Below are 15,639 nucleotides of genomic sequence, written 5' to 3'. Positions count from 1 at the left end.
GACGCCGTTCGCAGGCGGCGCCGGTCCGGCCGGTCAGGATCAGTAGATGCTGAACGGGAAGTACTTGTCGTTGATCTTCTTGTAGGTGCCGTCAGCGACGATTTCCTTCAGCGCGGCGTTCAGCTTCTCGCGGATCGGATCGTTCTTGCGCACGGCGATGCCGATCTTGTCGCTTTCTTCCACCGGGTCGCCCTTGAATTCGTAGGCCTTGCCGGCGTCGCTCTTGAGCCACTCGTAGTTGACGTACTTGTCGGCGAGGATGCCGTCGAGGCGACCGGAGGTCAGGTCCAGGTAGGCGTTTTCCTGGGTGTCGTACAGCTTGACCTCGACGCCCGGCATGTTGTCTTCCATGAAGGTGCCGGCCAGGGTCGCGCGCTGGGCGCCGATCACTTTGCCTTTGAGGGAGTCCTTGTCGGTCTTGAACTCTTTGTCCTTCGGCGCGATGAACTGCAGCTTGTTGGAGTAGTACGGATCGGTGAAGTCCACCGCCTGCTTGCGTTCGTCGGTGATCGACATCGACGAGATCAGGAAGTCGAACTTCTTGGCGTTCAGGGCCGGGATGATGCCGTCCCAGTCGGAGGTGACCACGCTGCACTCGACCTTCATCTTGGCGCAGAGGGCGTCGCCGATGTCCTTGTCGAAGCCGACCACGTTACCGCTGGCGTCCTTGTTGTTGAACGGCGGGTAAGCCGCCTCGATGCCCATCTTCAAAGTCTCGGCCATGGCGCCGGCGCTGAAGGCCAGGGTGACGGCGGCGGCCAGGAAGACCTTTTTGTAGTTCTGCATGCGGGTAGCTCCGTTAGCGGTTGCTGGACATGAATTGTTTGCAGCGCGCCGAAAGCGGGTTCTCGAACACCTGCTGCGGCGATCCTTGCTCCTCTACCAGGCCCTGGTGGAGGAACACCACTTCGCTGGAGACCTGACGGGCGAAGCCCATCTCATGGGTGACGAGCAGCATGGTGCGGCCTTCTTCGGCCAACGCGCGGATGACATTAAGTACTTCCTGGACCATTTCCGGGTCAAGGGCGGAGGTGGGCTCGTCGAACAGGATCACCTTGGGCTGCATCGCCAGCGTACGGGCGATGGCCGCGCGCTGTTGCTGGCCGCCGGACAGCTGCGCAGGGTAAGCGTGGCGCTTGTCGGCGATGCCGACCTTGGCCAGCAGGGCTTCGGCCACTTCGATGGCTTCGGCCTTGCTCTGGCCGAGCACGCGGCGCGGGGCTTCGATGATGTTGTCGAGCACGCTCATGTGCGGCCACAGATTAAAGTTTTGAAACACAAAACCAATCTCGGAGCGCAGGCGGTTGATCTGCTTGCCGTCGGCGGCAACCAGTTCGCCGTTCTTGGCGGGCTTGAGCTTGAGTTCTTCCCCGGCCACCAGGATCTGGCCCTGGTGCGGGTTTTCCAACAGGTTGATGCAGCGCAGGAACGTGGACTTGCCGGAACCGGAAGAACCCAGGATCGAGATCACGTCGCCGTCACGGGCGGTCAGCGAGATGCCCTTGAGCACCTCAAGCTGTCCGTAGCGTTTGTGCAAGTTGCGGATTTCAAGCGCGGGCGTGGCCTCAGCCATGTGCGTTCCTCATATGTGTTGCGCTCCAGCTGTCGGGTGGCCTTCCTGGCGAGGCGGCCAAGCTAGCATAGCGTTTCAATGGCAGCCAACAGCGCTTCGGGCGGTAAACGGATGGCGTGTGGCAGGTTGTCGCATCGGCGCAGCAGACTGTCGCCCCATCAACAACCGAACGGGTGTTTGAACGCGGATTCCCGTGGGTGTCGCGTAAAAAAAGGCGCGATGTTGCCACCTTTGGCGGGGTGTTGGAAGCGCTAACCGGCCGAACGTTGCGGATTCGCCCTTTTATTGTGCAACACACACTTTTTCAGTGTGTTTCTGGTGCGCCCGTTCGTTTGAAAAGTGAGTCGCAGGGTAACGTTCTGGCGAAAGGCCAGTAATCTCAAGGGGTTGCGATGACTGTCCGGTCAGGCTGAAAACCGCAGGGCAGAAGCTTTTGAAACATTTTGGCGCAATATTTGCGTGCAGAATCTGGAACGGCCCGTTGGATTCTTTTTACGAGAAGGAACGCCAGACGGGACGGACTGAATCGCTTTCCTCGCAAAGGTAGTTTCAATGAGCAGCACCCATAGCTCCAATGGCCTCGAACAGGGGCTCAAACCGCGTCATGTGACCATGCTGTCGATCGCCGGTGTGATCGGTGCAGGTCTGTTTGTCGGCTCCGGCCACGCCATCGCCGCCGCCGGTCCCGCCGTGCTGCTGGCCTACGCCGCCGCTGGCCTGCTGGTTGTACTGGTGATGCGCATGCTCGGCGAAATGGCCGTGGCCTCGCCGGACACCGGTTCCTTCTCCACCTACGCCGACCGCGCCATCGGCCATTGGGCCGGTTTCACCATCGGCTGGCTGTACTGGTGGTTCTGGGTGCTGGTGATCCCGCTGGAAGCCAACGCCGCCGCCACCATCCTGCATGCGTGGTTCCCGGGCGTGGAGATCTGGGCATTTGCATTGATCATCACCTTCCTGCTGACCGTGACCAACCTGTTCAGCGTGAAGAACTACGGTGAGTTCGAATTCTGGTTCGCCCTGCTCAAAGTGGTGGCGATCATCGGCTTCATCATTGTCGGCATCATGGCCATCTTCGGCTTGCTGCCGAACAGCCAGGTCAGCGGCGTGTCGCACATCTTCGACACCCAGGGCTTCCTGCCCAACGGCATGGGCGCGGTGCTGGGCGCGATCCTGACCACCATGTTCTCCTTCATGGGCACCGAGATCGTGACCATCGCGGCCGCCGAATCGAAGAACCCGGGCAAGCAGATCTCCAAGGCCACCAACTCGGTGATCTGGCGGATCGGCCTGTTCTACCTCGTGTCGATCTTCATCGTCGTGGCCCTGGTGCCATGGAACGACCCGTCGCTGGCCAACCTGGGCTCCTACCAGACCGTGCTTGAGCGCATGGGCATCCCGAACGCGAAGATGATCGTCGACATCGTGGTGCTGGTCGCCGTGACCAGTTGCCTGAACTCGGCGCTGTACACCTCTTCGCGCATGCTGTTCTCCCTGGGCAAGCGCGGCGACGCCCCGGCCATGGCCACCCGCACCAACAACAGCGGCACGCCTTACTGGGCGGTGATGCTGTCCACCGGCGCGGCGTTCCTGTGCACCTTCGCCAACTACGTGGCCCCGGCTGCGGTGTTCGAGTTCCTGCTGGCCAGCTCCGGCGCCATCGCGCTGCTGGTGTACCTGGTGATCGCGTTCTCGCAACTGCGCATGCGCAAGCAGCGCATGGCCCGCGGCGAGAAGATCTCCTTCAGCATGTGGCTGTTCCCGGGCCTGACCTACGCGGTGATCGCCTTCATCATTGCGGCCCTGACCATCATGCTGTTCCAGGAAGCCCACCGCGTGGAAATCCTCGCGACCGGCCTGCTGAGCCTTCTGGTGGTCGCCGCCGGCCTGCTGGTGGCCCGCCGCCGCAAGCTGGAGAAGGGCGGTGCGGCAGTGCTGAGCTGATCCGCAGCGCCTGATGCGAAAACGGCCGCCCGTCAGTGATGACGGGCGGCCGTTTGCGTTTGCGGGCGAGGGATTACTCGCTCTGCTCTTCCTGCTCTTCCTGCTCTTCCTGCGCTTTCTGCGACTGCCCGTAGGCGTCCAGCGCAATGCCGAAGTCGGTGATGAACTGCGGCTCGTTCAGCCAGGCCTGGGCGGCCTCGATGTCCATGCCGTCGGCCCACATGCGGTAGTCGATCAGCATGTCGGCGGCCAGGTGGGTGGCGGCCATGCCTTCGTCGTCGGCGTTTTCCATGTCCAGCAGTTCAGGGTGGTCGACGATGATGAACGCCAGCTCCCTGAGCAGCGTCAGCAGCATGTCGTTGCGGCTGACGGCTTCGGCTTCGCGCATTTTGCTGAACATCGCCAGGGTGTATTCCGGGATCGGCTCGGCGAGGTGGCCGAGGTCGTCGTCCTGGGCCAGCGGTTTGCGGCCGACCATGCGGATCTGCTTGGCTTTGGCCTTGGCGCGTTTGGCGCGTTTCTGTTGCTTGTTCAGGGATGCCATGGGAACTCAGTCTTTGTGTTGGGATTGCGCGGCGATCGCGTCGGACGCCGCCACATAGTCGGCCTGGAAGGCCGGGGATTCGATCCACGCCAGGGCGCCGGCCTCGTCGGTCTCGGTGGCCCACTGGCGGTACTCGAGCAGGGCCGCGAGGATGAAGTCCATCGCGCCTTCCTCGCCTTCCTGCTCGTACACGATCTCCAGCAGCGGGTCTTCGAGGAATGCCGTGCACATGGCCTGCTGGCTGATCTTCTCGGCGTCGATCATTTTCTTGAACAGGTCGGTCAGGTCCACCGATTCGAAGTCGATGCGGTCGTCGTTCGGATCCAGCTCGACCGGCGCCTCGGCGCGCTTGGTGCGGTTCTGCTTGGCCTTGGCTTTGGCCCGGGAGGCGCGTTTCTGCTGCTTGTTGGCGGAGGCCATGGTGTGTGTTCCGTGGTGCGTTAAAGGGCTTGGCTGCGTGGGATTTTGCGCCCCGGGGTGTCGGAGGCCAGCTCGCCGGTCTGCAGCCAGGTCAGAGCGATGGGCCATAGTGTGGCTTGGTATGCGCTGCGAAAAAAGGCGAAATGTCCGACTTCCTGTTCGCCGATGTCCTGCGGCTCGATGCGCAGGTGGGTCTTTTCGGCCTGGCTGAAGTAGCCGAGCAGGCGTTCGGTGGCCGCCACCGTGCCGTAGGGATCGTCGCCGATGCTGATCGCCAGCGCCTTCGCGCGCACCTCGGCGAAGGGCAGCCGGCCGTCTCTCGCCAGCAGCTTGCGGCCGCTCGGGCGCCCTTCGTAGCGGGGCGTGGGCGTGCTCCAGTCGCGCACCACGCCGGCGGGGGTGTCTTCCAGCCAGCCGAGGCGCTTGCCGGGGAAATAGCCGCAGAACAGCGTCAGCAGCGGCATCAGCACGTGCCATTTGCCGAACATCCTCAGGCGGTGCTCGGGCGCGTAATCGCGCCAATAGGCGAACTGCGCGCCGACGGTGACCAATCGTCGGATCACCTGCCCGGAAGCGCCCAGGCCTGCCGCGCAGCCGCCAAAGCTGTGGCCGATGACATCGATGGGCTGGCCGGGAAACTCCCGCTGCGCGCGCTTGAGCATCGCTTCGAAATCCAGCGCGCCCCAATCCGTCCAGGAAGCTTTCAGGCCTTTCATGGAGGAGGGCCGCGATTCGCCGACGCCCCGGTAGTCGTAGGTCAACACGTCGAAGCCGTTGGCGAACAGGTAGGCGGCGAAGCGCGAGTAGTGACGGCAGCGCACCGAAGTGGCGGCGTTGATGATCACCACCGGGCGACGCGTGTCGGGCAGCGCGTGGCGCCAGGTGAAGCCGCCCAAGGGATAACCGTCGGCGGCGGGCTCATGGAACGGCACGCTTTCCTTGTCGGGCGTTTGGGCACGTGTCGGCGATGCGCTGGGTAGGGTCATGGCGTTGGCGACTGGCGTTGAAGGGGCGAGCATGAACGTTGGCCGGCGTGTTTTGCAATGCACCTGGAGCGCGATGCGAACCGGCGGCCTGAAACGCTGTAGTCCGTTTCGCACCCACCCCAACTCCCAAACAATCTAAAACCCGCCCTGCCGCAAAAAATCTAAAGAGATGTAACGAAGGGGTTCTGAACGAACCCGGGAGTCGCATCATGAAACGCGTCATTGCATGCATGCTGCCCGTCGCCGCCGTGGTTGCGCTGTTGTTTCCGGTGATGGTGCAGGCCACCAGCCTGGAGCCGATCGACAGCGCCGGCGTGCAAGTCCAGCAACAGCAGCAGAACGGCATCAACTACCTGTCCGGCGGGATCGGCCTGGACGAATCGCGGGCCATTCAGCAGTCCGCCGGCTACAACCTGCACATGACCTTCGCCGTCGGCGTGCAGAACCTGTACACCTCGGATGTCGATGTGGTCATCCAGAAAACGACCGGGCAACCGGTGCTCAGCCTCAACCAGATCGGGCCGCTGCTCTACGCGCAGTTGCCTGCGGGCAAATACACCGTGGTCGCCACCCGCAATGGCGAAGTGCGTCGCGATGTGGCAGACATCGGCAACGGGCCTGCGCGCAACCTGGTGTTCCACTGGAACTGGGAGCCGACCCAATAGCGGCGGGCAGCGGGGCGGGAGTTTGCGCGCCGATGCGGATAGAATCCCGCCCCTCCTGTTTTTGTGGATGCAAGGATGTCGGTTTTGAAAGGGATGTTGCGTGTGGGTTTGATGGCGGGTCTGGTGTTGTTGCAGACCGCGTGCGGCACCATGATCGGGCGGGTCAGTACGGGCATGTCCGACGTGGATTACTACAAGGGTGTCGACGGGGATCTGCAACTGCTCGGCGTGACCGGCAAGGACGGCAAGCCGGCGGCGATCATTTGCTACTTCATGATCGTCTGTCCGCTGGTCACCGTCGTATCGATGCCGGTGGACGCTGCGCTGGACACCGTCCTGCTTCCCGTGGATTACGTGAACACCCTATAGGGTCACCGCCCGGTGCGCTTGCTCCGCGCACCGGGCGGGCGCGTCTTGCGCCGTATCCAAAGCCCGAACGACACGACGCCCAGCATCATCAGCGTGAAGAGGCCTTGCCAGACGATCTCGAACCAGTACCTGCCCGGCTGCGACGCCAGGGTGTAGGTCTGGCGCGGGCCGGTGCGGTTCATCGTGGTGACCGAGCCGCTGATGAGGCTATCGGCGATCAGGTAGAGGGACGCGCCGATGGCGAAGGCCAGCATCACGCCGACGAGCACGGTCAGCCAGAACGAGACGCGGCTCTCGCGGTAGGGCGGCGGATGGGGCAGGGGGACGCGGGTGCGTTTCTGGTTCATTGGGTAGGCATCCCTTTTCCGTAAGGGGCAGGCAAGGTACTACGCCCAAGGTACGGGAGTGGGACGTTTGATCTGAAACAAAGACGCAACTCCAATCTCCAAGGGCAGCGCTCTTGATTCCGGACTGGATTCGCTATGAGGAGCGGCGATTCTACCGCCGCTTCTCTCTGACTGTCGCGAAGCTCACATCAGCCCTTTTCACGTTCTCGAGGAGGTGGAGACGAGGGGCGCGAGCTTCCTTGTGTGGATTTCAGCGATTCTTGTTTCCAGGTCGGCCACTGATCGACGATTTTGCGAGACTCATTTAGGTAATTAATGAAATCTTGCTTGCTGTTGATCATATTAGATTTCCTCTATGTACCTTGATAGCAGTGCTGCAGCTATGGTTTCACGATCCATGTAGGAGCAAGGCAACATCTGGGTGCGCAATTTAGCATCTGCTTCCTTCCAGTCAATGGTTTCACCCTGATCGGTTTTTCGCACTACCGGATATCCGCTTCCTAGATTCGTTGAGAATAGGTTAAAAAAGCTTCGAGGCCCAACGCCGATAAACGGTTCGAAAATGACATTGTTGCTGTCCTTTTCCAAGGAAATGGAATCTGAGTGAAACTGAAGTGCTTTGCTCTTTGGGTACGGCTCAACGTAAACGACTCGTTTTATACCCGCCGCCACGATGTGTTTGGCGCAGTTATGACATGGGAATGTGGTGCAATAAAGGTCGCTTTCTGCCGTGCTTACCCCGGATCTTGCGCTGGAAAGAAGTGCTTCCATTTCAGCGTGTACGACCCTTCCATATTCTGTGATGTCCTTTATTTTGCTGCTTTTTATGAGCGGAGCTAGCTCTTCTCTATATTTTTCTGGAAGGGCATCTATTATCCCCTCGATTATCAGTTTTTTCTGAATTGCATTCGAGTCCTCTCCCCTCATGTAATCTCTGCCGTCGGGTATGTCCGCTATTTCACGTGTTTTGGGATCTGTATCAGGCCAATACAAGCCACCATGTGCTTTGGGTACGTCATTTGCCCCAGTAGAGATAATGCACCGGTCTCTTGTGAGCACGGCACCCACTTGGCGCGATAAATCGGCTGATCGTAATGAAGCGGAAAAGGCCATGAACATGGCATATTCATCAAAGGTTGGAGTTATATAGGGTTTTCCAAACAGAAGATCTAGTATTCGCCAAACCTGCTTCTTTAAGGAATCCGAACTTCCGTTGTAGTCGATAAAGAAGTCAGAAAGGTGGTAGGTGTCACTGGTATGTTGTCCATATATCTCTCTTTCGTCAGCGTCTCTATCGATCAGGCGAGATGCTTGTTCAGATGTAAGCGACTTGTCTTTCGTAAGGTATTCGTATCTTCTGGTGTGATCCGCGTGAACGCCTATCAGGAAAAATCCATCCGAATAGATTTTTCTGAGTTTCTGAACTTCGGCGGGGCTTTTGAGCGAGTTGATGATGAATGCATTGCGACGGAGCGGTTCTGGTTTTTCTCGCAGTTTACTTATTCTTGCTGCTGCGCCCAGAGCCAGTATTGAGTTGTCTCGGCTCTCTTTTCTGAGTCGATTTCCTTCTTCCATGTAAGAGCTTATTCGATCAAATTCATTAATGCTTTCCGTGGGGGTGCCAATGTTGGCGATTATGTCGGTAGAGATTTTTATATTTTGCGTTTTGTAGTTGAACGCTTTCAGTCGGTCGGTTATGAGCTTCGATACTTCAGGGAGGTCTGTTCCAATTGTGCCTACGAGACCAATGATAAGCTCCGAGTCGGAGTAGGTATTGTCAATAAAGTATGTTTTTTCTGTTGTGTCTTCAATTGAAAGCTCGGAAACAAATTCCTCGGTGCTGATGGTAGGACTGTCAATATTCTGGATTTTTTTGGTTTCAGAATTCAGAAGTGACTGTACCGAAGACTTCAGCTTTTTTACGGACTCAGCATTGCCTTGGAACGATATGCCGCCGGTGGCAGGAAACCAGTTTAGGATGCCATTACTCCTGGTCTTGAACTGATATTGGTTTTCGTTGATCTCGTACCATTCTCCGGCAGAGGTAATAGGTTCAAGCTTCTTCTTTAGGTCTTCGATGCTTCCATCAAATCGCATTTTAATTCCCTTTCCATAAGAGTCTTTTGCTTACGGCCGATCTGAAAGGTTGTGCGCTTTTCGGTTGAGGGCGTTTTTGTCGGTACAAACTATAGCTCTCATTTCTAAATCGATGTTGTGCTCTGCGGCTGTGCTTTCTATGGGAATGAGGTTGTTGATTTGTAGGAGTTGTCGATCTGCTACATGCAGGAGAGGTCTGCGTGAGAACGCAATGCTCGGGAGCATTTTGATGATTTCGGCAGGGCATCAGAGGAGGAGGCGAGAGGGATTCGCCTGGCAACGCGACATTCGAGGCGAGGTCTATCGGTCGCCAAATTCCGGGCATAAAAAAACCCTGAATCTTTCGATTCAGGGTTTTCGGTATGTGGTGCCCAGAGACGGAATCGAACCGCCGACACGGGGATTTTCAATCCCCTGCTCTACCGACTGAGCTATCTGGGCAACGGGGCGCATTAAAAGGGTTTTTCGGATTCACGTCAACGACTTTTTTAAAATTTCTTAAATTAATTCCGTCGCTTACGATCCGACCCCCAATTTCGCGGGGTTTACTCCGCAGGCGGAACGTAGCCTTCGGCCTGGGCGTATTCCTCGCCGCTGAAGTACTTGTCCATTTCGCCCTGGATGAATTTGCGGTCTTCGGCGTTCATCATGTTCAGGCGCTTTTCGTTGATCAGCAGGGTCTGGTGCTTCTGCCAGTCGGCCCAGGCCTTGGCCGAGACGTGCTCGAAGATGTCCTGGCCCTTGGGCCCCGGGTACGGAGGACGCTCCAGGCCTTCGAGCTGTTCTTTGTATTTGCGGCACATTACGGTACGGGTCATGGCGACACTCCTGCATTCATTACGGCGGCCGCGCGTTCGAGCAAGGTCTTGACCGGGGCGGCGAGGCCCAGGCGCGGCGGGGTGGCGAGGTTATACCAGAGCCAGTCGGCCTCGGCCACGTGATGGCCGGTCTCCCGGACCTGCACCAGCCAGGGTTCGATGGACAGCTGGAAGTGGCTGAAGGTGTGGACGAGGCCGGGCAGCGCCTGCTGCTCGCCGAGCGCCAGCGAATGCTGGTCGGCCAGGTGTTGCAGGTCGTCGAGGCCGTCGAGCTCCGGCAGGCTCCACAGGCCGCCCCACAACCCGGTGGACGGGCGGCGGTAAAGCAGGATCGCGCCCGCGCCGTTGCTCAGCATCGGCATCAGCGTGCGCTTCTGCGGGATCGCCTTGCGCGGCTTGGGGATCGGGTAGCGGGTCTCAAGGCCCAGCATGTGCGCCTCGCAGCCCTTCTCCAGCGGACACAGCAGGCAGCTCGGCTTGCTGCGGGTGCACAGGGTGGCGCCCAGGTCCATCATCGCCTGGGTGTAGGCGTTGACCCGATCCTTGGGCGTGAAGCGCTCGGCGGCGGCCCACAGCTGCTTGGCCACCTTCGGTTCGCCCGGATAGCCTTCCTGGGCGGTGAAGCGCGCCAGCACCCGTTTGACGTTGCCGTCGAGGATCGGCGCGCGCAGGCCCATGCTGATGCTGGCGATCGCCCCGGCGGTGGACAGGCCGATGCCCGGCAGCTCCGTGAGCTTTTCCACATCCCGCGGAAATTCGCCGCCGTATTGGCTGACGACGATCTTTGCGGTCTTCTGCAGGTTGCGGGCGCGGGTGTAGTAGCCCAGGCCCGTCCATAGGTGCAGCACTTCGTCTTCCGGCGCTTCGGCCAGCGCCTGCACCGTGGGCAGCGCGGCCATGAAGCGGTCGAAGTAGTTGAGCACGGTGCTGACCTGGGTCTGCTGCAACATGATCTCCGACACCCACACCCGGTACGGGTTGATGCCCTGCTGCCAGGGCAGGTCGTGGCGGCCGTGGCGGTCGTACCAGTCCAGCACCGCCGTTGAAAACTGCTCCGCTCTCATCGCTTGAACAGCCCCTTCAATGCGTTCTTCAGTTCAGGGCTGACCTTGTCGCCCAGTTTTTCGTCGATCTTCTCGCTGATCCGGTCGCCGGCCAGTTTGCTGGCGACCTGGCCCAGGCGTTCGTTGTCCACCCGACAAGCCTTGGCGCCCAGCTCCAGCGGTCCGCGGCAGCGCAGCGGCCATTCGACGCCGACGAACTTCTCGCCGACCTGGCAGGCCGGATCCGGCATGGCGCTGGTGTCGCCCTCGACGATGATGCCCACACGGTAATCCATGCCCAGTACCCGCAGATCCACGTCGCCGTCACCGTTGACCGTCATGCCGGGGATGCGCACCTTCAGGTCCGGGTTGCTGGCCACGCCGTTACGCAAGGTCAGGTTACCCTTGAGCTCCTGGAACGGCGTGTCCTTGCCCCGCGGCTCGCCGCTGAGGGACTTGCGGTTGAGGGTGGCGATGCCCTTGCACAGTTGCTGTTCCAGGTTGGCGTTGAGCAGCACGCCGTTGTTGATCACGAACCCGGCGTTGCCGTTGAGGGTCTCGACCAGCGCCTGCTGGCTGTTGCCGCTGGCGGTGAAGTTGCCGGTGAGGTTGACCAGCCCTTTGACCGGCGGGTTCTTGCCCTGGCTTTCGAGGATCTTCTCCACCGGGACGCGGTTGATCCGGGTCTGCAGGTTCAGCACCGGCGCGCTCGGGCGCACGTCGAGGGTGCCCTTGGCTTCGAAGTCGCCGTTGAACAGTTCGCCGCGCAGGTTCTCCAGGGTCAGCAGGCCGCCCTGGCCGGTGGCCTTGAGCGCGGCGTTCTGGATCGGCAGCTTGTCCAGGGTCAACTGGCCGAAGGTCAGGTCGGCGTCCACGTCGAGCTTGCCCAGGCGCTCCACCGGGAACAGACGCTCGGTGCTCCAGGCGCTCTTGCTCGGTTTCTCCGGCAGCGGCGTGGAGCCGGCGCCGGCCATGGCATCGGCCTCGGTGCTGGCGACCTCGGCCTGGCGCACCTGGGCGGCGCTGCTGGCCTGGGCGGACTTGGGCGGCAGGTAGCGGTCGACGTTGAACGTGTCGGCCTTGAGGATCGCCCGCAGCGATTGCTTGGCGAAGTCCTCGACGGCGATGCGGCCGCTGAAGCTGCTGTCGTCGAGCTTCAGGTTGATGTTGTCGAGCGCCGCGCTGGTCGGCGTGGCCGAGACGCGGCTGACCAGCTCGACCTTGCTCAGGCTGCCTTCGGCCATGGCCGGCAGGGTCTGGCCGATGCTGTCGACGAACTTCGCCAGGTCGAACTGGGCGATGGAGATGCCGCCACTGATCTGCGGCGTCTTGTCGAGGTCGTTGGCTTTCAGCTCGCCCAAGGCGCGCAACTGGTTCACGGAAATCTTGATGCCGGTCCATTCGGCGACGTTCGCGGCCTTGTCCAGCAGCATCTGGCCTTGGGCGGCGAAGGTGACGGTCTTGCCCTGCAGCGGGTCGCCGGCCAGTTCGCCGCTCAGCTTCAGGTCTTCGAACTTGTAGCGTTGCAGCGCGCGCTCGAAGCGCAGTTCGCCGTTGAGTTCGGTGCGCACGCGCAGCACCGGTTGGTTGGTGCCCAGGAACGCGGTGGCCTTCACCGGAATGTTGGTCGAGTCGTGCACCGCGCCGGTGCTCAGCTGGATGCTCTCGGCGCTGAACTGCTTGCCGGTATGCTCGTCGTTGTATTCGACGCGGGCGTTGTTGACGGTCAGGCTGTCGATGTCGAGGCGGATCGGCTGCGCCGGCTTTTCCGGCTGGGCCGGCGCCTCGGCGGCGGATGTGCCTGGCGCAGCCGGCGGGGTGCTGCCGGCCGGCGCCGGCACCTTGCCGATGTCCTCCCAGTTTCCGTGGCCGGTCTTGTCGCGGCTCAGGCGCAGGTTCAGGCCTTCGACGCGCACGTCGCTCATCTGCACCTCGCGGCGCAGCAGCGGCAGCACGCGCACGGACAGGCCGAGCATCTGCAGGTCGGCGAACGGTTCGGCAGGTTTGGCCAGGGTCGCGACGCTGGCCTCGTGCAGCTCCAGGCCGAGCCACGGGAACAGGCTCCAGCCGATGTCGCCGTTGAGCGTCAGCTCGATGTGGGCCTTGTCGCGGGCAATCTGGCGGATTTCGTCCTTGTAGTCGTTGGGATCGAAGAAGTGGGTCAGGGCAAAGCCTGCCGCCACGATGATCAGCAACAGACCCAGAAGCACCAGACCCAGGATTTTGCCGAACGCTTTCATGGGCGAGTCCTTGTGTTAGTCGAATTCGTAAATTAGCCGGGGAGTATAGCGCCGCATGCCCTCCGGCTGGTGTGGCTTCACAGGGGCAGTACGTCCAGCGGCAGATGCAGCTTGGCCGCCAGCGCCTGGGCCTCGAGATGGCCGGCCGGGGCCTGCAGGCGTAATCGGGCCCCCGCTTGCGACGCCATTTTCCGCGCTTCGTTCACCAACCGCTCGGCAACGCCACGACGGCGGGTGACTTTTCTGACGCACAAATGGGACAAGTACCAGACGTTGCCCTGGGGTCGCAGACGTGCCGCGCCCAGCAGCCGGTCGTTGAAGCGACCGGCGATGAGCGTGCCGTCGGCCAGGGCCTCTTCGGTCAATTGCAAAGCCCCGGAAAACGGCGCGAACAGCCACGGCGGCGCATCGCGGTAGATCTTCTCTAAATCCTCCCGATCGCGGGAATCGGCGGCGTTCAGCGCTTGGACAATGATCGGCATGGGGTTTTCCTGAGTGATACGAGATCAGATGACGTGAAAAAGGTGATATCAGTTTGGTTTTTCTGTCACCTGCAAATGGTAACCTTCGCCCGTTCGTCCGTCCTTCTGCGACTTAACGTCGCGCCATCAAGGAGCTTCACCCCAAAACAACGGTCATGCCTGCGTGCATCAAGGCCGAGGGTGAGCAGTGGCTGGCGAACCATTCTAATAATTGGGGGATACACAATGAGCACGAGCATCACGGCGGACGGCCTTCGCGCCGCCGAGCCCGCGTTCCTGTCCAAGGAACGCATCATCGCCAAGCCCGGCTTCAACCGCTGGCTGGTTCCACCGGCCGCGCTGGCCATCCACCTGTGCATCGGCATGGCCTACGGTTTCTCGGTGTTCTGGCTGCCGCTGTCCAAGGCGCTTGGCATCACCGCGCCGGTGGCCTGCGCTCCGGACATGAGCTTCATCGCACAGGTCTTCTCTTCGCAATGCGACTGGCCGATCTCCATGCTCGGCTGGATCTACACCCTGTTCTTCATCTTCCTCGGCTGCTCGGCGGCGATCTGGGGCGGCTGGCTCGAACACGCCGGTCCCCGCAAGGCCGGCGTGGTGTCGGCGCTGTGCTGGTGCGGCGGTCTGCTGATCTCTGCGCTGGGCATCTACACCCACCAGATCTGGCTGATGTGGATCGGTTCGGGCGTGATCGGCGGCATCGGTCTGGGCCTGGGCTACATCTCGCCCGTCTCGACCCTGATCAAGTGGTTCCCGGACAAGCGCGGCATGGCCACCGGCATGGCGATCATGGGCTTCGGCGGCGGTGCGATGGTCGGTGCCCCGCTGGCGACCGCGCTGATGAGCCACTTCGCTTCGCCGCAAGGCGTGGGCGTCTGGCAGAGCTTCGTGGCGATGGCCGCGATCTACTTCGTGTTCATGATCGGCGGTGCCCTGGCCTACCGCGTTCCGCCGACCGGCTGGAAGCCTGAAGGCTGGACCGCGCCGGCGAAGAAGGCGTCGAACGCGATGATCACCCACCGTCACGTGCACGTGAAGGTGGCCTGGAAGACCCCGCAGTTCCGCCTGGTGTGGCTGGTGCTGTGCCTGAACGTCTCCGCCGGCATCGGCATTCTCGGCATGGCTTCGCCGCTGCTGCAGGAAGTGTTCGGCGGCAAGCTGCTGGGCAACGACCTGCCGTTCGGCCAGCTCGACGCCTCGCAACTGGCTTCGATCGCTGCGATCGCCGCCGGCTTCACCGGGCTGCTGAGCCTGTTCAACATCGGCGGCCGGTTCTTCTGGGCCTCGTTCTCGGACTACCTGGGCCGCAAGAACACCTATTTCGTGTTCTTCGCCCTGGGCTTCGCCCTCTACGCGCTGATCCCGAACCTTGGCCACCTGGGCAACGTCGCGCTGTTCGTGGCCGCGTTCTGCATCATCCTGTCGATGTACGGCGGCGGTTTCGCCACCGTTCCGGCCTACCTGGCCGACCTGTTCGGCACGCAGATGGTCGGCGCGATCCACGGTCGCCTGCTGACCGCCTGGGCCGCTGCCGGCGTGCTCGGCCCGGTGCTGGTGAACTACCTGCGCGAGTATCAGCTGAGCATCGGCGTCGAGCGCGCCGCCGCCTACGACATCACCCTGTACATCCTCGCCGGCCTGCTGGTGCTGGGCTTCCTGTGCAACCTGCTGGTGCGTCCGGTGGCCGACAAGTACTTCATGACCGACGCCGAACTGGCCGCCGAACAGGCGCTGGGCCACGACAAGGGCGCCGACGCCACCACGGTGCTTGAGTGGAAAGCCGCGCCGGGCAGCAAGCCGCTGGCGATCGCCGCCTGGCTGGCGGTGGGCATTCCGCTGGCGTGGGGCGTGTGGGTGACCCTGCAGAAGACGGCGGTGCTGTTCCACTAAGCAGCCAAGCGCTTGCCTGAAAATCTTCAGGTCAGCGCCAAATCCTGTGGGAGCGAGCTTGCTCGCGATAGCGGTCTGGCAGTCGACAGTGATGTTGAATGTGCGGCCCTCATCGCGAGCAAGCTCGCTCCCACAGTTGTTTTGGGCAGTCCGAAATGGCTTGTATGGACATGTCTATCCCCGACGGCACGGGTTTCTGTCTGTCTGCCATATCACGTCTC

At 61.3% G+C, this 15,639-nt stretch carries 15 protein-coding genes and 1 tRNA gene; 4 read left to right on the top strand and 12 right to left on the bottom strand.

Annotated features, from left to right (window positions below):
• Positions 1-39: 39 nt before the first annotated feature.
• The gene (locus KVG96_RS22985; protein WP_085581872.1) at positions 40-786 is read right to left on the bottom strand and encodes an ABC transporter substrate-binding protein; all 747 of its coding nucleotides are present in this window, start codon (positions 784-786) and stop codon (positions 40-42) included.
• 13 nt (positions 787-799) lie between these two features.
• The gene (locus tag KVG96_RS22980) at positions 800-1,573 is read right to left on the bottom strand and encodes an ABC transporter ATP-binding protein (RefSeq protein WP_007939465.1); all 774 of its coding nucleotides are present in this window, start codon (positions 1,571-1,573) and stop codon (positions 800-802) included.
• A 552-nt stretch (positions 1,574-2,125) separates the two neighbouring features.
• Between KVG96_RS22980 and gabP the strand changes: the two genes are divergently transcribed.
• Positions 2,126-3,517: a GABA permease gene (gabP, locus tag KVG96_RS22975; RefSeq protein ID WP_217894066.1), complete on the top strand. Its 1,392-nt coding sequence runs from the start codon at positions 2,126-2,128 to the stop codon at positions 3,515-3,517.
• A gap of 73 nt (positions 3,518-3,590) precedes the next feature.
• Here gabP and KVG96_RS22970 read toward each other — a convergent pair whose 3' ends face one another.
• Genes KVG96_RS22970 through KVG96_RS22960 form a run of 3 tightly spaced genes read right to left on the bottom strand, consistent with a single transcriptional unit; the run spans position 3,591 to position 5,500 of the window.
• Positions 3,591-4,061 carry a hypothetical protein gene (locus KVG96_RS22970; protein ID WP_217894065.1) on the bottom strand — a complete coding sequence of 157 codons (471 nt, stop codon included), beginning with the start codon at positions 4,059-4,061 and terminating at the stop codon, positions 3,591-3,593.
• Between the two features lie 6 nt (positions 4,062-4,067).
• A complete protein-coding gene (locus KVG96_RS22965) occupies positions 4,068-4,481 on the bottom strand; it encodes a hypothetical protein (RefSeq protein ID WP_217894064.1) in 414 nt (137 codons plus the stop codon).
• A gap of 20 nt (positions 4,482-4,501) precedes the next feature.
• Complete coding sequence (locus KVG96_RS22960; RefSeq protein ID WP_437180513.1) at positions 4,502-5,500, bottom strand: alpha/beta hydrolase family protein; 999 nt, start codon at positions 5,498-5,500, stop codon at positions 4,502-4,504.
• A gap of 176 nt (positions 5,501-5,676) precedes the next feature.
• Here KVG96_RS22960 and KVG96_RS22955 point away from each other — a divergent pair, with 176 nt between their 5' ends.
• Both KVG96_RS22955 and KVG96_RS22950 read left to right on the top strand, forming a co-directional pair.
• A complete protein-coding gene (locus KVG96_RS22955; protein WP_217894063.1) occupies positions 5,677-6,132 on the top strand; it encodes a carboxypeptidase regulatory-like domain-containing protein in 456 nt (151 codons plus the stop codon).
• Between the two features lie 93 nt (positions 6,133-6,225).
• Positions 6,226-6,501 carry a YceK/YidQ family lipoprotein gene (locus KVG96_RS22950; protein ID WP_217894268.1) on the top strand — a complete coding sequence of 92 codons (276 nt, stop codon included), beginning with the start codon at positions 6,226-6,228 and terminating at the stop codon, positions 6,499-6,501.
• A 2-nt stretch (positions 6,502-6,503) separates the two neighbouring features.
• Here KVG96_RS22950 and KVG96_RS22945 read toward each other — a convergent pair whose 3' ends face one another.
• From KVG96_RS22945 to KVG96_RS22915, 7 genes are all read right to left on the bottom strand, one after another.
• A complete protein-coding gene (locus KVG96_RS22945) occupies positions 6,504-6,848 on the bottom strand; it encodes a hypothetical protein (protein ID WP_217894062.1) in 345 nt (114 codons plus the stop codon).
• A 342-nt stretch (positions 6,849-7,190) separates the two neighbouring features.
• On the bottom strand, positions 7,191-8,945 hold the full coding sequence (locus tag KVG96_RS22940; RefSeq protein ID WP_217894061.1) for an anti-phage dCTP deaminase: 1,755 nt from the start codon (positions 8,943-8,945) through the stop codon (positions 7,191-7,193).
• 365 nt (positions 8,946-9,310) lie between these two features.
• A tRNA-Phe gene (locus KVG96_RS22935) sits at positions 9,311-9,386 on the bottom strand.
• 104 nt (positions 9,387-9,490) lie between these two features.
• The gene (locus KVG96_RS22930) at positions 9,491-9,763 is read right to left on the bottom strand and encodes an oxidative damage protection protein (protein WP_085639391.1); all 273 of its coding nucleotides are present in this window, start codon (positions 9,761-9,763) and stop codon (positions 9,491-9,493) included.
• Entirely contained in the window at positions 9,760-10,827 is a 1,068-nt protein-coding gene (gene mutY, locus KVG96_RS22925) for an A/G-specific adenine glycosylase (RefSeq protein ID WP_217894060.1), read from the bottom strand. Before mutY ends, KVG96_RS22930 begins: the two co-directional genes overlap by 4 nt.
• Positions 10,824-13,046 (bottom strand): AsmA family protein, encoded by a 2,223-nt coding sequence (locus tag KVG96_RS22920; protein ID WP_217894059.1) that lies wholly within the window; start codon positions 13,044-13,046, stop codon positions 10,824-10,826. Before KVG96_RS22920 ends, mutY begins: the two co-directional genes overlap by 4 nt.
• Positions 13,047-13,123: 77 nt before the next feature.
• Complete coding sequence (locus KVG96_RS22915) at positions 13,124-13,528, bottom strand: acetyl-CoA sensor PanZ family protein (RefSeq protein WP_217894058.1); 405 nt, start codon at positions 13,526-13,528, stop codon at positions 13,124-13,126.
• Positions 13,529-13,753: 225 nt separating this feature from the next.
• Here KVG96_RS22915 and KVG96_RS22910 point away from each other — a divergent pair, with 225 nt between their 5' ends.
• On the top strand, positions 13,754-15,418 hold the full coding sequence (locus tag KVG96_RS22910; RefSeq protein ID WP_217894057.1) for an OFA family MFS transporter: 1,665 nt from the start codon (positions 13,754-13,756) through the stop codon (positions 15,416-15,418).
• The last annotated feature ends 221 nt before the right edge of the window (positions 15,419-15,639 follow it).

It is taken from the genome of Pseudomonas ekonensis, assembly GCF_019145435.1.
Lineage (GTDB): Bacteria > Pseudomonadota > Gammaproteobacteria > Pseudomonadales > Pseudomonadaceae > Aquipseudomonas > Aquipseudomonas ekonensis.
Note: the sequence above shows the minus strand (reverse complement) of the source record. Positions and strands in the feature narration are given on the sequence as shown.

Bases quoted from the DNA above. Each gene is read 5' to 3' on its own strand.
- KVG96_RS22985 (WP_085581872.1), bottom strand. From the start codon at position 786: ATGCAGAACTACAAAAAGGTCTTCCTGGCCGCCGCCGTCACCCTGGCC.
- KVG96_RS22965 (WP_217894064.1), bottom strand. From the start codon at position 4,481: ATGGCCTCCGCCAACAAGCAGCAGAAACGCGCCTCCCGGGCCAAAGCC.
- KVG96_RS22940 (WP_217894061.1), bottom strand. From the start codon at position 8,945: ATGCGATTTGATGGAAGCATCGAAGACCTAAAGAAGAAGCTTGAACCT.
- KVG96_RS22915 (WP_217894058.1), bottom strand. From the start codon at position 13,528: ATGCCGATCATTGTCCAAGCGCTGAACGCCGCCGATTCCCGCGATCGG.
- KVG96_RS22950 (WP_217894268.1), top strand. From the start codon at position 6,226: ATGTTGCGTGTGGGTTTGATGGCGGGTCTGGTGTTGTTGCAGACCGCG.
- KVG96_RS22980 (WP_007939465.1), bottom strand. From the start codon at position 1,573: ATGGCTGAGGCCACGCCCGCGCTTGAAATCCGCAACTTGCACAAACGC.
- gabP (WP_217894066.1), top strand. From the start codon at position 2,126: ATGAGCAGCACCCATAGCTCCAATGGCCTCGAACAGGGGCTCAAACCG.
- KVG96_RS22970 (WP_217894065.1), bottom strand. From the start codon at position 4,061: ATGGCATCCCTGAACAAGCAACAGAAACGCGCCAAACGCGCCAAGGCC.
- KVG96_RS22910 (WP_217894057.1), top strand. From the start codon at position 13,754: ATGAGCACGAGCATCACGGCGGACGGCCTTCGCGCCGCCGAGCCCGCG.
- KVG96_RS22920 (WP_217894059.1), bottom strand. From the start codon at position 13,046: ATGAAAGCGTTCGGCAAAATCCTGGGTCTGGTGCTTCTGGGTCTGTTG.
- KVG96_RS22945 (WP_217894062.1), bottom strand. From the start codon at position 6,848: ATGAACCAGAAACGCACCCGCGTCCCCCTGCCCCATCCGCCGCCCTAC.
- KVG96_RS22930 (WP_085639391.1), bottom strand. From the start codon at position 9,763: ATGACCCGTACCGTAATGTGCCGCAAATACAAAGAACAGCTCGAAGGC.
- mutY (WP_217894060.1), bottom strand. From the start codon at position 10,827: ATGAGAGCGGAGCAGTTTTCAACGGCGGTGCTGGACTGGTACGACCGC.
- KVG96_RS22960 (WP_437180513.1), bottom strand. From the start codon at position 5,500: ATGCTCGCCCCTTCAACGCCAGTCGCCAACGCCATGACCCTACCCAGC.
- KVG96_RS22955 (WP_217894063.1), top strand. From the start codon at position 5,677: ATGAAACGCGTCATTGCATGCATGCTGCCCGTCGCCGCCGTGGTTGCG.